Annotated in this window: 8 protein-coding genes, 10 tRNA genes, 1 rRNA gene and 1 other annotated feature; of the genes, 18 read left to right on the top strand and 1 reads right to left on the bottom strand. The window is 45.7% G+C overall.

Annotation, left to right across the window (positions count from 1 at the left end; genetic code table 11):
- The first annotated feature begins 86 nt into the window (after nt 1–86).
- From CZ434_RS15595 to rocF, 12 genes are all read left to right on the top strand, one after another.
- A 16S ribosomal RNA gene (locus CZ434_RS15595) occupies nt 87–1,654 on the top strand.
- Between the two features lie 192 nt (nt 1,655–1,846).
- Nucleotides 1,847–3,703 (top strand) — a sequence feature (23S ribosomal RNA rRNA prediction is too short).
- 7 nt (nt 3,704–3,710) lie between these two features.
- A tRNA-Asn gene (locus CZ434_RS15600) sits at nt 3,711–3,785 on the top strand.
- 3 nt (nt 3,786–3,788) lie between these two features.
- Nucleotides 3,789–3,861 (top strand) — tRNA-Thr (locus CZ434_RS15605).
- A 10-nt stretch (nt 3,862–3,871) separates the two neighbouring features.
- A tRNA-Glu gene (locus CZ434_RS15610) sits at nt 3,872–3,946 on the top strand.
- A 28-nt stretch (nt 3,947–3,974) separates the two neighbouring features.
- Nucleotides 3,975–4,050, top strand: a tRNA-Val gene (locus CZ434_RS15615).
- A 3-nt stretch (nt 4,051–4,053) separates the two neighbouring features.
- Nucleotides 4,054–4,129: transfer RNA gene (locus tag CZ434_RS15620), tRNA-Thr, on the top strand.
- A gap of 20 nt (nt 4,130–4,149) precedes the next feature.
- Nucleotides 4,150–4,235 (top strand) — tRNA-Tyr (locus tag CZ434_RS15625).
- 57 nt (nt 4,236–4,292) lie between these two features.
- Nucleotides 4,293–4,367, top strand: a tRNA-Gln gene (locus CZ434_RS15630).
- A 12-nt stretch (nt 4,368–4,379) separates the two neighbouring features.
- A tRNA-Lys gene (locus CZ434_RS15635) sits at nt 4,380–4,452 on the top strand.
- Between the two features lie 18 nt (nt 4,453–4,470).
- Nucleotides 4,471–4,545 (top strand) — tRNA-Gly (locus CZ434_RS15640).
- 4 nt (nt 4,546–4,549) lie between these two features.
- Nucleotides 4,550–4,625, top strand: a tRNA-Ala gene (locus CZ434_RS15645).
- Nucleotides 4,626–5,395: 770 nt separating this feature from the next.
- The gene (rocF, locus tag CZ434_RS15650; RefSeq protein WP_077624006.1) at nt 5,396–6,298 is read left to right on the top strand and encodes an arginase; all 903 of its coding nucleotides are present in this window, start codon (nt 5,396–5,398) and stop codon (nt 6,296–6,298) included.
- Nucleotides 6,299–6,349: 51 nt separating this feature from the next.
- On the opposite strand, the gene CZ434_RS15655 is transcribed toward rocF, so the two are convergent.
- A complete protein-coding gene (locus tag CZ434_RS15655; protein ID WP_143262137.1) occupies nt 6,350–6,508 on the bottom strand; it encodes an aspartyl-phosphate phosphatase Spo0E family protein in 159 nt (52 codons plus the stop codon).
- Nucleotides 6,509–6,677: 169 nt separating this feature from the next.
- On the opposite strand from CZ434_RS15655, the gene sigW reads away from it, so the two are divergent.
- The 6 genes from sigW (at nt 6,678) to glmS (ending at nt 13,773) form a co-directional block, all read left to right on the top strand.
- Nucleotides 6,678–7,241, top strand: a complete 564-nt coding sequence (gene sigW, locus CZ434_RS15660; protein WP_077624007.1) for an RNA polymerase sigma factor SigW — start codon at nt 6,678–6,680, stop codon at nt 7,239–7,241.
- Nucleotides 7,242–7,257: 16 nt separating this feature from the next.
- Nucleotides 7,258–7,893, top strand: a complete 636-nt coding sequence (locus CZ434_RS15665) for an anti-sigma factor family protein (RefSeq protein WP_077624008.1) — start codon at nt 7,258–7,260, stop codon at nt 7,891–7,893.
- 160 nt (nt 7,894–8,053) lie between these two features.
- Entirely contained in the window at nt 8,054–8,881 is an 828-nt protein-coding gene (gene cdaA, locus CZ434_RS15670; RefSeq protein WP_077624009.1) for a diadenylate cyclase CdaA, read from the top strand.
- On the top strand, nt 8,874–10,109 hold the full coding sequence (locus tag CZ434_RS15675) for a CdaR family protein (RefSeq protein ID WP_077624010.1): 1,236 nt from the start codon (nt 8,874–8,876) through the stop codon (nt 10,107–10,109). The genes cdaA and CZ434_RS15675 overlap by 8 nt, the downstream gene beginning before the upstream one ends.
- A 34-nt stretch (nt 10,110–10,143) precedes the next feature.
- Nucleotides 10,144–11,493 (top strand): phosphoglucosamine mutase, encoded by a 1,350-nt coding sequence (glmM, locus tag CZ434_RS15680; RefSeq protein WP_077624011.1) that lies wholly within the window; start codon nt 10,144–10,146, stop codon nt 11,491–11,493.
- A gap of 474 nt (nt 11,494–11,967) precedes the next feature.
- Nucleotides 11,968–13,773, top strand: coding sequence for a glutamine--fructose-6-phosphate transaminase (isomerizing) (gene glmS, locus CZ434_RS15685; RefSeq protein WP_077624012.1), 1,806 nt, complete (start codon nt 11,968–11,970; stop codon nt 13,771–13,773).
- Nucleotides 13,774–13,864 lie beyond the last annotated feature (91 nt).

A 13,864-nucleotide genomic window follows, 5' to 3' on the forward strand; every position in this document is an offset into this window, starting at 1 on the left:
ATTATTTGATCTTTGAAAACTGAACAAAACAATCATTATGTCAAGCAAGAAATGCTAGTCAAGTTTTCGAGCAAGCAAGCTCACATTTTATGGAGAGTTTGATCTTGGCTCAGGACGAACGCTGGCGGCGTGCCTAATACATGCAAGTCGAGCGCGGGAAGCAAGTAATCACCCTTCGGGGTGTGCGCTTTGTGGAACGAGCGGCGGACGGGTGAGTAACACGTGGGCAACCTGCCTGTAAGACTGGGATAACCCCGGGAAACCGGAGCTAATACCGGATAACACTTTTCTCTGCATGGAGAAGAGTTGAAAGGTGGCCTTTTGGCTGTCACTTACAGATGGGCCCGCGGCGCATTAGCTAGTTGGTGGGGTAACGGCCTACCAAGGCGACGATGCGTAGCCGACCTGAGAGGGTGATCGGCCACACTGGGACTGAGACACGGCCCAGACTCCTACGGGAGGCAGCAGTAGGGAATCTTCCGCAATGGACGAAAGTCTGACGGAGCAACGCCGCGTGAACGATGAAGGTCTTCGGATCGTAAAGTTCTGTTGTTAGGGAAGAACAAGTACCGTTCAAATAGGGCGGTACCTTGACGGTACCTAACGAGGAAGCCCCGGCTAACTACGTGCCAGCAGCCGCGGTAATACGTAGGGGGCAAGCGTTGTCCGGAATTATTGGGCGTAAAGCGCGCGCAGGCGGTTCCTTAAGTCTGATGTGAAAGCCCACGGCTTAACCGTGGAGGGTCATTGGAAACTGGGGAACTTGAGTACAGAAGAGGAGAGCGGAATTCCACGTGTAGCGGTGAAATGCGTAGATATGTGGAGGAACACCAGTGGCGAAGGCGGCTCTCTGGTCTGTAACTGACGCTGAGGCGCGAAAGCGTGGGGAGCGAACAGGATTAGATACCCTGGTAGTCCACGCCGTAAACGATGAGTGCTAGGTGTTAGGGGGTTTCCGCCCCTTAGTGCTGAAGTTAACGCATTAAGCACTCCGCCTGGGGAGTACGGCCGCAAGGCTGAAACTCAAAAGAATTGACGGGGGCCCGCACAAGCGGTGGAGCATGTGGTTTAATTCGAAGCAACGCGAAGAACCTTACCAGGTCTTGACATCCTCTGCCACTCTTGGAGACAAGAGGTTCCCTTCGGGGACAGAGTGACAGGTGGTGCATGGTTGTCGTCAGCTCGTGTCGTGAGATGTTGGGTTAAGTCCCGCAACGAGCGCAACCCTTGACCTTAGTTGCCAGCATTCAGTTGGGCACTCTAGGGTGACTGCCGGTGACAAACCGGAGGAAGGTGGGGATGACGTCAAATCATCATGCCCCTTATGACCTGGGCTACACACGTGCTACAATGGATGGTACAAAGGGAAGCGAAGCCGCGAGGTGTAGCAAATCCCATAAAACCATTCTCAGTTCGGATTGCAGGCTGCAACTCGCCTGCATGAAGCCGGAATCGCTAGTAATCGCGGATCAGCATGCCGCGGTGAATACGTTCCCGGGCCTTGTACACACCGCCCGTCACACCACGAGAGTTGGCAACACCCGAAGTCGGTGAGGTAACCTTTTGGAGCCAGCCGCCGAAGGTGGGGCCAATGATTGGGGTGAAGTCGTAACAAGGTAGCCGTATCGGAAGGTGCGGCTGGATCACCTCCTTTCTAAGGATAATTGCTCTTCGGAGCAAAAACGAATGGCATAATCGATTGTTTGGTTCAGTTTTGAGGGATTAAATCCTTCATTTTTGTACCTTGAAAACTAGATAAGAGTAAATTAGGAAGTGAAGGCGACTGAAAAGGAGCTGGAACTAGACTAATACAAGACATCAAACAAAACGTCTTTTCATGTTTAATAGTTAAGTGAAGAAGGGCGCACGGTGGATGCCTTGGCACTAGGAGCCGAAGAAGGACGGGACAAACACCGATATGTCCCGGGGAGCCGTACGTAGGCGTTGATCCGGGAATTTCCGAATGGGGGAACCCACTGTTCGTAATGGAGCAGTACGGTTATCTGAATTCATAGGATAACCGAGGCAGACCCGGGGAACTGAAACATCTCAGTACCCGGAGGAAGAGAAAGCAAATGCGATTTCCCAAGTAGCGGCGAGCGAAACGGAAACAGCCCAAACCAGAAAGCTTGCTTTCTGGGGTTGTAGGACACTCCATCGGAGTTACCAAGAAATGGTTTAAACGAATCGATCTGGAACGATCAGCCGAAGAAGGTAAGAGCCCTGTAGTTGAAAAGCCGTTTCCTCCGGAGTGGATCCTGAGTACGGCGGAACACGAGGAATTCCGTCGGAATCCGGGAGGACCATCTCCCAAGGCTAAATACTCCCTAGTGACCGATAGTGAACCAGTACCGTGAGGGAAAGGTGAAAAGCACCCCGGGAGGGGAGTGAAATAGAACCTGAAACCGTGTGCCTACAAGTAGTCGAAGCCCGTTAATGGGTAACGGCGTGCCTTTTGTAGAATGAACCGGCGAGTTACGATCACCTGCAAGGTTAAGTCGCATAGACGGAGCCGCAGCGAAAGCGAGTCTGAACAGGGCGCCTGTAGTAGTTGGTCGTAGACCCGAAACCGTGTGATCTACCCATGTCCAGGGTGAAGGTCAGGTAACACTGACTGGAGGCCCGAACCCACGCGTGTTGAAAAACGCGGGGATGAGGTGTGGGTAGGGGTGAAATGCCAATCGAACACGGAGATAGCTGGTTCTCTCCGAAATAGCTTTAGGGCTAGCCTCAAGAGTTGAGTACTGGAGGTAGAGCACTGATTGGACTAGGGGCCCTCATCGGGTTACCGAATTCAGTCAAACTCCGAATGCCAGCTACTCGATCTTGGGAGTCAGACTATGGGTGATAAGGTTCATAGTCGAAAGGGAAACAGCCCAGACCGCCAGCTAAGGTCCCAAAGTATACGTTAAGTGGAAAAGGATGTGGAGTTGCTTAGACAACCAGGATGTTGGCTTAGAAGCAGCCATCATTTAAAGAGTGCGTAATAGCTCACTGGTCGAGTGACTCTGCGCCGAAAATATACCGGGGCTAAACGTATCACCGAAGCTGCGGATTGTTCTTGCGAACAATGGTAGGAGAGCGTTCTAAGTGCAGCGAAGTCAGACCGTGAGGACTGGTGGAGCGCTTAGAAGTGAGAATGCCGGTATGAGTAGCGAAAAAAGAGTGAGAATCTCTTTCACCGAAAGCCTAAGGTTTCCTGAGGAAGGCTCGTCCGCTCAGGGTTAGTCGGGACCTAAGCCGAGGCCGAAAGGCGTAGGCGATGGACAACAGGTGGATATTCCTGTACCACCTCCTTTCCGTTTGAACGACGGGGGGACGCAGGAGGATAAGGAGAGCGCACGATTGGAAATGTGCGTCCAAGCAGTAAGAGAGTTGGAATAGGCAAATCCGTCCAACAATCTCAAGCTGTGACGGGGAGGGAACATAAGTACCGAAGCTCCGGATTTCATACTGCCAAGAAAAGCCTCTAGTGAGGAAAGAGGTGCCCGTACCGCAAACCGACACAGGTAGGCGAGGAGAGAATCCTAAGGTGAGCGGGAGAACTCTCGTTAAGGAACTCGGCAAAATGACCCCGTAACTTCGGGAGAAGGGGTGCTTCTTTTGCGAGAAGCCGCAGTGANAAGAGTAGGACGCCGCTAGGCAGTGAAAAATTTCATGACGGCTTTGAGAAGCATGACAGTTTGAATAGTAACTCTATTCAGCACCATTCCACCGTAGCTCAGTGGTAGAGCAATCGGCTGTTAACCGATCGGTCGTAGGTTCGAATCCTACCGGTGGAGCCATTTGCTTCCATAGCTCAGTCGGTAGAGCACTTCCATGGTAAGGAAGGGGTCGCCGGTTCAAGTCCGGCTGGAAGCTCTGTTATATTGGCCCGTTGGTCAAGCGGTTAAGACACCGCCCTTTCACGGCGGTAACACGGGTTCGAATCCCGTACGGGTCACCATTTTGATTAACACAGGTTATACCTGATCGGAGGATTAGCTCAGCTGGGAGAGCACCTGCCTTACAAGCAGGGGGTCGCAGGTTCGAGCCCTGCATCCTCCACCATTTGCCGGCCTAGCTCAATTGGTAGAGCAACTGACTTGTAATCAGTAGGTTGGGGGTTCAAGTCCTCTGGCCGGCACCACTTTTTTCAAAAAAAGTCCTGGAGGGATAGCGAAGTTGGCCAAACGCGGCGGACTGTAAATCCGCTCCCATCGGGTTCGTAGGTTCGAGTCCTACTCCCTCCACCACTTATTTCATATAAATCATTAAAGTGCAGAGTAAAATCGCACTGTTTTGTTTTTTATTGGGCTATAGCCAAGCGGTAAGGCATCGGGTTTTGATCCCGTGATTCGCTGGTTCGAATCCAGCTAGCCCAGCCATTCTTTTTCTATGAGCCATTAGCTCAGCTGGTAGAGCATCTGACTTTTAATCAGAGGGTCGGAGGTTCGAATCCTCCATGGCTCACTCATATAAGATTGGTATGCGGAAGTAGTTCAGTGGTAGAACACCACCTTGCCAAGGTGGGGGTCGCGGGTTCGAATCCCGTCTTCCGCTCCAATATGGGGCCTTAGCTCAGCTGGGAGAGCGCCTGCCTTGCACGCAGGAGGTCAGCGGTTCGATCCCGCTAGGCTCCACCATACATATCGATAGTTCAAGGGTTGATTTTACATTAATTGTAAATTCAACCCTTTTTTGTTGTGATTCTCTTAAAAACAAATGATCGGGTATTTAATCATTAACCTCCATAAAATCACTGCCATTTCGTAATATCCATAAACTACGACATAACTTGTGTGGCTTCCTTCCATTCTTTTCAAATTGAGTGGTAGTCCAGCGCTACGGAAAAATACTCGCTTTCCGTGGGGAACGCTTCAGCCTCCTCGCTGGCAAAAAGCGCCAACTGCGGGGTCTTCAGACTGTTCCTTTCCCACAGGACTTTGAAAAGACCTCCGTGAATTTACACCGCACGCAGAAAATTGAACTTTATTTTCAAGGAGTCTCGCATTTTTCCGCAGCTTAAGATAGATATCTGATCAAGTGAGAAGTGGTTCTGAAAGGTGTCTAACATGTGTACTCCTAACAAATAAATTAAGCAAACTATTACTAGGTCAATTCACGGCACATACACTGCAGATTTTTCGGAACTGCCCTTTGACAAAAATTTTAAAAGACAACCATGAATTACATCCAAAACAGAAAATGAACAATATATTCAAGGGAAAGCAAGCGATTATTACAAAGTTAAGTGATAAGATTATGTACTTTACGGCTGTTGGATGATTAAGTGAACGAGTAAAAGAATTGTGCCAAGTAACGGACCTCCGTATATATATGCAAGTTCTTGTCTGGTTGAGTCACCACGCAGTTTCCGGCTACAATAGGAATAGCTATTGAAGGAGGCTTCTATATGAATACAAATATGTCTATTATCGGGGTGCCCATGGATTTAGGGCAAAATCGCCGTGGTGTAGATATGGGACCAAGTGCCATTCGTTATGCGGGAGTAGTTGAAAGACTTGAACGCTTAAAATATGATATTGAAGATTTAGGGGATATCGTTATATCCAGAGCCAAAAGAGGTGCCGAACAGTTGGAGGACAACTTGAGAAACTTGTCCCAAGTTGCTGAAGGCAGTGAAACCCTTGCTAAGAAAGTGGATGAAGCTGTGGAAGAAGGCAGATTTCCATTAGTGTTGGGTGGAGACCACAGTATTTCTATCGGGAGTATAGCTGGTATCGCCAAGCATTACGAAAACTTAGGTGTTATCTGGTATGATGCACACGGAGACCTTAATACATCTGACACTTCTCCGTCCGGGAACATTCACGGGATGCCGCTTGCCGTCAACCTTGGACTTGGTCATGACAGATTGACGAATATTCTAAGCTATCAACCTAAAATCAAACCAGAAAATATCGTTTTAGTCGGATCAAGATCTTTAGATCATGGGGAAAAAGAGTTAATTGAAGAAAAAGGCATAAAAGTTTTTTCCATGCACGAAATAGACCGAATGGGTATGTCGGCTGTAATGGAAGAAGTTATCGATTATTTTAAAGACCGGGTGGATGGTGTTCATTTGAGCCTGGACTTAGATGGCCTGGACCCAGGGGATGCTCCAGGAGTGGGTACTCCGGTAATCGGCGGTTTAAGTTACAGAGAAAGTCACTTGGCCATGGAGATGCTGGCAGAGGCAGACATCATCACATCTGCCGAGTTCGTCGAAGTCAACCCGATTTTGGATGAAAAAAATAAAACAGCTACAATAGCTGTTGGTTTAATGGGTTCATTATTCGGTGAAAAATTAAAGTAACCCTTTATTTATAGCCTTGTTAATGTATTTAGTATTCATTAGCAAGGTTTTCTAATTTTCCGCCGTCTTTTCATATTCGTTCAACCAGTGATCCAGTCTTGTACTCGCAGAGATGACTGCCTCGGAGGTCAAATCTTTTGTGGAGGACAATTCCACCATTTCTTTTCTGCACGTCTCAATTTTTTCCAAAAGATGCAATTTAATGTCCATCGCTTCCTCCTAAATTGTTATAATTGTATTGGTTAAAAACTACCCGATTTTTTGGCAGGTTAAACCATGCTTAGGAAAAAATATAAAATAATTATAAAATATATGAAACCTCAACAAAGGGTCACTCGTACAGATAGTGACCGCAGGATACAGCGGAGGTATTAGAGTCATGGATACGATGATAAAGCAGAAAATAAAACAGGTGAAAAAAGGGGATCAGTCAGCGTTCGAAGACATTGTCTCCTTTTATCAGAACAAAGTGTATCAAATATGTTATCGGATGTTAGGGAACAGTCATGAAGCGGAAGATATTGCACAGGAAGCTTTCATCAGGGCTTATGTGAATATTGAATCATTTGATGAACGCAGAAAATTTTCTACATGGCTATATCGCATAGCGACCAACCTAACTATTGATCGGATACGTAAAAAGAAACCCGATTATTTCCTTGACGCGGAAGTGAAAGGAACAGATGGGCTGAATATGTATTCTCAATTGCCTGCAGAACAGGCCCTGCCTGAGGAAGAAGTCGAAAGTATGGAAATACAAAGTTATATACAGAAGGAGATCATGGCTCTTCCGACTAAATACAGAGGGGTAATTGCATTGAGATATTTAAATGAGCTCAGCCTGTTGGAAATCAGCGAAATTCTGGATATTCCGATAGGAACTGTAAAAACTCGTATCCACAGAGGCCGCGAAACACTCAAAAAGAGGCTTCGTCATGTGTAAAGGAGTGTGAATTCTGATGAATTGCAAAAAAGAAGCTGTAAAGTTGATGCATAATTATTTAGACGGCGATATTACACAACAAGAAGAGCAACGTTTACGCTCCCATTTACAATCCTGTACAGATTGCCAGAGTCATTTTCACGAGTTGAAAAGAACGGCAACCCTACTCGAGAGCGGCAGCCAGATTCAGGCTCCCGCAAATTTCTCTGCGAATGTAATGGCCAACCTTCCAAAAGAGAAAAAGCGCGTCGGTTATAAACGATGGTTTAAAGCCCATCCTGTCATAACAGCTGCAGCTATCTTTTTCTTATTCATGTTTAGCAGTATCTTTTCCGTATGGAATCAAGACAGCCAGTTATCCGTTTCTAAACAAAAAGATCTAATCATTCAGGAAGACACGGTGATTGTACCGGAAGGCGTAGTGGTCGACGGTGATCTTGTCGTGAAAAACGGAAATTTGAAAGTTGAAGGTACAGTAGACGGTGATGTGATTATAATCAATGGAGAACATCTGCAAGCATCCGCTGGTGAAGTCAGTGGAGATTTGGAACAAGTCAACCAAGTATTCGAGTGGATGTGGTATCATATTAAAGACATCGCCAAAAGTGTATTTTCTTTAGAAACAGTACTTTTTGAGAAAAACCAGTATTAAAACCTTTACCTTAATAAGTAAAGGTTTTAATTTTATGTACAGGTGGAATCCATCAAAAAGTTGAGCGTATTTATTGAATGTCCTGTTGGTATGGTATAATAAATAAGTCATCATTTTATAGATAGGAAGAGGAAATACATGGATGTAAGGACGTGTAAACATGTTTGACGGAGGGTTCGAATTACTGGATCTATTGCGCATAGGAGTAGACATAGCAATCCTCTGGTATGTTTTTTATAAATTAATCATGCTGATCAGGGGAACTAAAGCAATCCAATTGCTTAAAGGTATTTTTGTTGTACTGGGTATATGGTTCTTGAGCAGTGAAAGTATCCTTGACCTGCAAACTGTAAACTGGGTAATGTGGCAGGTAATTATGTGGGGGTTCCTTGGAATTATCATTTTGTTTCAACCCGAACTCAGACGGGCCCTGGAGCAACTGGGAAGAGGAAGTTTCTTTTCCAGGAACACAGCATCGGAAGAAGAAATATTAAACCAATCCATCAACGCCATAGTGAAGTCATGTAATTACATGGCAAAGAGAAGAATAGGAGCCCTTATTACAATAGAACGGGAAACACCGATGGGGGACTATGTAGAAACGGGCATACCCATTAATGGAAGGCTCACCAATGAATTGTTGACGAATATATTTATCCCGAACACACCTCTGCATGATGGGGCTGTCATCATAAAGAAGGACGGCATCCAGGCAGCGGCTTGTTATTTGCCATTATCGGAAAATCCGTTTATATCGAAGGAACTTGGCACAAGACACCGGGCTGCAATGGGAATCAGTGAAGTAACCGATGCCCTTACAATCGTAGTCTCGGAAGAAACAGGGCAAATCTCTTGTACCAAAAATGGTGAACTACATAGGGATTTAGATCAGGAGAAGCTGGTCAAAATGTTGAAAGATAATCTGGAGCCAAAAATTATCGCCCCTGCAAAAGGAAATTGGAGCTGGAGGGGGAAGAAAAATGGATGATTGGTTAAATAGACCCTGGGTGATCAGTCTCATCTCCCTTGCGTTGGCCATACTGCTTTTTACAGCGGTTACGTTAGACGAAAACACCTATCAGCCAAATGCAAGACTGGATACCAACAATAGCGCAGACGAGGCCCAGCGGGTAGAGGATGTTCCGGTAAATATTAAAATTGATGAAGAAGAATATGTCGTAAGCGGGGTCCCGCAGTCGGCTGCCATGGTCCTCGAAGGCGCAAATAGCGTCGTTACATCGACGGTGACACAGCAGCCATATGAACTTTTCGTTGACTTGGAAGGATATGAGCCGGGTACTCATACTGTTGATATTGAATACTCGGGTATCCCGAAAGAGCTGGATGTTCATGTGGATCCGCAAGAAGTGGAAGTAACGATAGAGGAACGGGCAACAGAGGAATTCAATGTGAGTGTAGATTACATTAATTCCAGTCAAATTGCGGATGGATTCGAAGTAGGCGATGCTACTGTGGAGCCTTCTACCGTTCAAATAACAAGTTCGAGGAATGTGGTCGACCAAATTGCAGTAGTAAAGGCTTTTGTCGATTTGAAAGATGTAGAGGAATCAATCGATGCAAGGGAAGTACCTGTGAAAGTCTATGATAGTCAAGGTAACGAATTAAATGCCCGTGTGGAACCGGAGACCGTTCAAGTAGGGGTGGATATCAGGAGCCCCAATAAAGAAGTACCGATAGAAGTCGCTACAACTGGTGAATTGCCTGATGATGTATCTGTAAAGTCGATTGTAGTCGAACCGGGTAATGTAAATGTATTCGCCTCAGAAGAAATGTTGGAAGATATATCCAATATTCAGACCGAAGAGGTGAATCTTTCCAATATCGATGAAGGAACAGCGATGGAAGTCAGTCTCGACCCGCCTGAGGGAGCTCGTCTGCTGGATCCTGAACAGGTGAAAGTGACAATTGAATTAGAGCGGACAGAAACCTCCACTTTTGAAAATCTTCCGATAGAAGTAGAAAATCTGTCAGATGGTTTAACCCTTAACTTCCTGGAGCCTGAACAAGGAGAAATTGATTTAACTGTGTTTGGCACGGAAGAGGAATTAAGCAACTTATCAGAGGATGATTTCCGGTTGGCCATCGATGCTGAGGAATTGGAAGAAGGGGAGCATACTCTCCCGATTTCAGTGGAGGGCCCGGAAGGAATAAATACGGATCTCGGGAGCGAAGAAGCGACTGTTGAAATAGATTGAATTTTAATGTGAGCAAGTAAAGGAGAGGTACATCATGGGAAAATATTTCGGAACAGATGGAGTAAGAGGAATAGCCAACAAAGAACTAACACCTGAATTGGCTTTTAAATTGGGGCGTTTTGGCGGGTATGTTGTCACAAAGGATACGAGCAGGCCGAAAATACTGATCGGCCGGGATACCAGGATCTCCGGCAACATGCTGGAAAGTGCCTTGGCAGCAGGTCTGTTGTCAATCGGTGCAGAAGTTATGCGTCTTGGGGTTATTTCCACTCCTGGAGTAGCCTTTTTGACCAAAGCGTTAAGTGCAGAGGCCGGTGTTATGATTTCTGCTTCCCACAACCCTGTTGAGGACAATGGTATCAAGTTTTTTGGCCCCGACGGATTCAAATTAACGGATGCCCAGGAGAAAGAAATAGAAGAGCTTTTGGACAGGGAAGAGGATGAACTGCCACGTCCGGTCGGAGCAGACCTTGGCCAAATCAACGATTACTTTGAAGGCGGACAGAAGTATATTCAATACTTAAAGCAATCAATAGATAACGACTTTGAAGGACTTCATATAGCTTTGGACTGTGCCCATGGAGCCACTTCTTCATTGGCTTCTCATTTATTTGCCGATCTGGAAGCAGACATTTCAACCATTGGCTCGTCACCTGATGGCCTGAATATCAATGACAATGTCGGTTCCACCCATCCGGAAACTCTGCGGGATTTCCTTTTAGAGAAACAAGCGGACATCGGTCTTGCTTTTGACGGTGATGGCGACCGTTTGATTGCGATCGATGAAAAGGGCGAAATTATAGACGGGGACCAAATCATGTATATTTGCGGTAAGTATTTCAATGACAAAGGCCTGCTTCGTCACAATACCGTCGTCTCAACCGTAATGAGTAATATCGGTTTTTATAAAGCATTGGAAAGCCAAGGGATGAAAAGCGACAAAACAGCCGTAGGCGACCGTTACGTCATGGAAGAAATGAGAAGAGGCGGTTACAATCTTGGCGGTGAACAATCGGGTCATATCATCTTTCTCGATTATAATACGACCGGCGACGGCATGCTTACTGCTTTGCAGTTGGTGAACGTCATGAAAGAGACTGGCAGACCATTATCAGAACTCGCAGGAGAGATGGAAAAGTTCCCTCAAGTTCTTAAGAACGTGAAAGTGGTCGACAAGAACGAAGCGTTGGAGAATCCACGTATCAAAGCCGTTATAGAAAAAGTGGAAAATGAAATGGGAGACCAGGGGCGTGTGCTAGTCAGGCCTTCAGGAACTGAACCATTGGTTCGTGTAATGGTTGAAGCGCCGACCAAGGAAGATTGCGACAGATACGTGGAAGAAGTTGTACAAGTTATTGATGAACTGTTGGGAATGAAAGAATAAACTTATTAAATGCGTAAACTGGCACTTGAAAGCCGGTTTGCGCATATTTTATTATTGTCCCGAATTAATAAAAAGTATTGCCAGTATGGCTGACTTAAAGTAAAATGATTATATTCTTGCTCTGTATGTTTAATCGATTGTCTATCCGGTTAATAAGAATAAGGGCATGGATGCTTCATTCAAAAAGGAAGGAGGATCGATGTAAAGAGAGTAATCAAAAGCGCCTGGGCTATTTTCCATTGGAGGAGAATAGTTGACGAGGAGGAGGTTTATCGAGCTTGTTCGGCGGATACCTCCCGGCTGCCCATCTCAGCCGTTATGTTTTTATTTGAAAACGGAGAGGCGACTCTCCGAACAAGAATAAAAACAGGATGCCATCTAAATTTACGCGGGAAAGGGGCAAATGAGTGCCCCGAATCTTAATCGAAGATTTCTGGTATTGTTTGCCCCTTGATCACAAGGAGGAAACAACACATGTGTGGAATAGTAGGTTATATTGGACGAAACGATACAAAAGAAGTTTTATTGAACGGATTGGAAAAACTGGAATACCGGGGATATGATTCTGCCGGAATCGCTACTTTAAGTAATCATGGAGTCGATGTATTTAAAGTAAAGGGAAGAATTGCAGCACTTCGTGAAAAAGTAGCCGAGGATGATACCTTTTCCAACATGGGTATCGGACATACCCGCTGGGCGACTCATGGGGCACCAAGCGTAGAGAATGCCCATCCGCACCAAAGCGCGTCTGGACGATTCACCATTGTTCATAATGGGGTCATCGAAAATTATCAGGATATCCGTAAGCAATATCTGGCTGATGTTAACTTAGCGAGTGAAACAGATACAGAGGTAATTGTTCAACTGGTTGAAGTTCTGTATGGGGAGTTGAACGATGTATCAGCTGCCTTTCGTAAAGCAATCGAGCTGCTTAAAGGTTCTTATGCAGTGGGGTTAATCGATGCAGAAGACCAGGAGACGATTTATGTAGCGAAAAATAGAAGTCCGCTCCTTGTGGGTCTTGGCGATGGATTCAATGTTGTAGCCAGTGATTCAATGGCTACATTAAAAGTGACAGATCGTTATCTTGAGTTGGAAGATAAAGAGATTGTTATTGTGAACAGAGACTACGTCGAGGTCCAAAAACTAAATGGCAAGGTTGTCGATCGAGACCCATTCACAGTGGAGTTGGATGCAATGGACATGGAAAAAGGCACCTATCCTCATTTCATGTTAAAAGAAATCGAAGAACAACCGTTGGTCATTCGTAAAATCATTCAGGAATATCAGGATGAAAATGACGAGATCAAGCTAGATGAGAATATTCGACGTGCGATGGGTGAAGTGGACCGTATCTATATTATTGCTGCAGGTACCAGCTATCATGCCGGCTTGGTAGGAAAGCAATTCTTGGAGAAGCTTGCCAATGTACCGACAGAAGTTCACATTGCCAGTGAATTTTCTTACAACATGCCGTTATTGTCCGAAAAACCATTATTCGTATTTATTTCCCAGAGCGGTGAAACAGCAGACAGCCGCTCGGTGCTAGTTAAAATAAAAGAACTGGGACACCCGGCATTGACCATTACAAACGTGCCAGGATCCACCCTTTCTCGTGAAGCAAACTATACACTGCATCTACATGCAGGTCCTGAGATCGCCGTAGCTTCTACAAAAGCATATACAGCACAAATAGCTGTCCTGGCAATCCTTGCTGTAGATACAGCAAAAGCAAAAGGATTAACTTTCGACTTCAATCCATTGCAGGAACTGGGAATTGTCGCCAATGCAATGGAAAGCATAACGGATTTACAAGAAGAAATTGAGCAAATGTCCAAAGATTATTTCGCCGAAACGAGAAACGCATTCTATATCGGCAGAGGCATGGACTACTTTGTGGCTCAAGAAGCATCCCTTAAACTAAAAGAAATATCCTACATTCAAGCAGAAGGATTCGCCGGCGGTGAGCTAAAGCACGGTACTATTGCCTTAATTGAAGAGGGAACTCCTGTTATTGCATTGGCTACACAGGAAAATGTAAACCTATCAATCAGGGGCAATGTCCAAGAGGTTGCTGCCCGTGGCGCAAATACGTGCATTATCAGCTTGAAAGGACTGGAGCAAGAAGGAGATGCCATGGTACTGCCGAAGGTACATGAACTTCTTACTCCACTCGTAAGCGTGGTACCGATGCAATTACTGGCTTACTATGCCGCCCTTCACCGCGACTGTGATGTGGATAAACCTCGTAACTTGGCCAAAAGTGTTACAGTAGAATAATATAAAAGAAAATCCTGCCGGGGCTCCCGGTCAGGATTTTTTTGCTTTCGGAGACTAAGTGTAAAATTTTGCCTTGAACCATTCACAAGTG

Source organism: Sediminibacillus massiliensis (assembly GCF_900156915.1).
In the GTDB taxonomy this organism is placed as follows: domain Bacteria; phylum Bacillota; class Bacilli; order Bacillales; family Amphibacillaceae; genus Sediminibacillus_A; species Sediminibacillus_A massiliensis.

Excerpts from the sequence above, each read along its gene's own strand:
- rocF (WP_077624006.1), top strand. The coding sequence starts at position 5,396 with ATGAATACAAATATGTCTATTATCGGGGTGCCCATGGATTTAGGGCAA.
- CZ434_RS15655 (WP_143262137.1), bottom strand. The coding sequence starts at position 6,508 with ATGGACATTAAATTGCATCTTTTGGAAAAAATTGAGACGTGCAGAAAA.
- sigW (WP_077624007.1), top strand. The coding sequence starts at position 6,678 with ATGGATACGATGATAAAGCAGAAAATAAAACAGGTGAAAAAAGGGGAT.
- CZ434_RS15665 (WP_077624008.1), top strand. The coding sequence starts at position 7,258 with ATGAATTGCAAAAAAGAAGCTGTAAAGTTGATGCATAATTATTTAGAC.
- cdaA (WP_077624009.1), top strand. The coding sequence starts at position 8,054 with ATGTTTGACGGAGGGTTCGAATTACTGGATCTATTGCGCATAGGAGTA.
- CZ434_RS15675 (WP_077624010.1), top strand. The coding sequence starts at position 8,874 with ATGGATGATTGGTTAAATAGACCCTGGGTGATCAGTCTCATCTCCCTT.
- glmM (WP_077624011.1), top strand. The coding sequence starts at position 10,144 with ATGGGAAAATATTTCGGAACAGATGGAGTAAGAGGAATAGCCAACAAA.
- glmS (WP_077624012.1), top strand. The coding sequence starts at position 11,968 with ATGTGTGGAATAGTAGGTTATATTGGACGAAACGATACAAAAGAAGTT.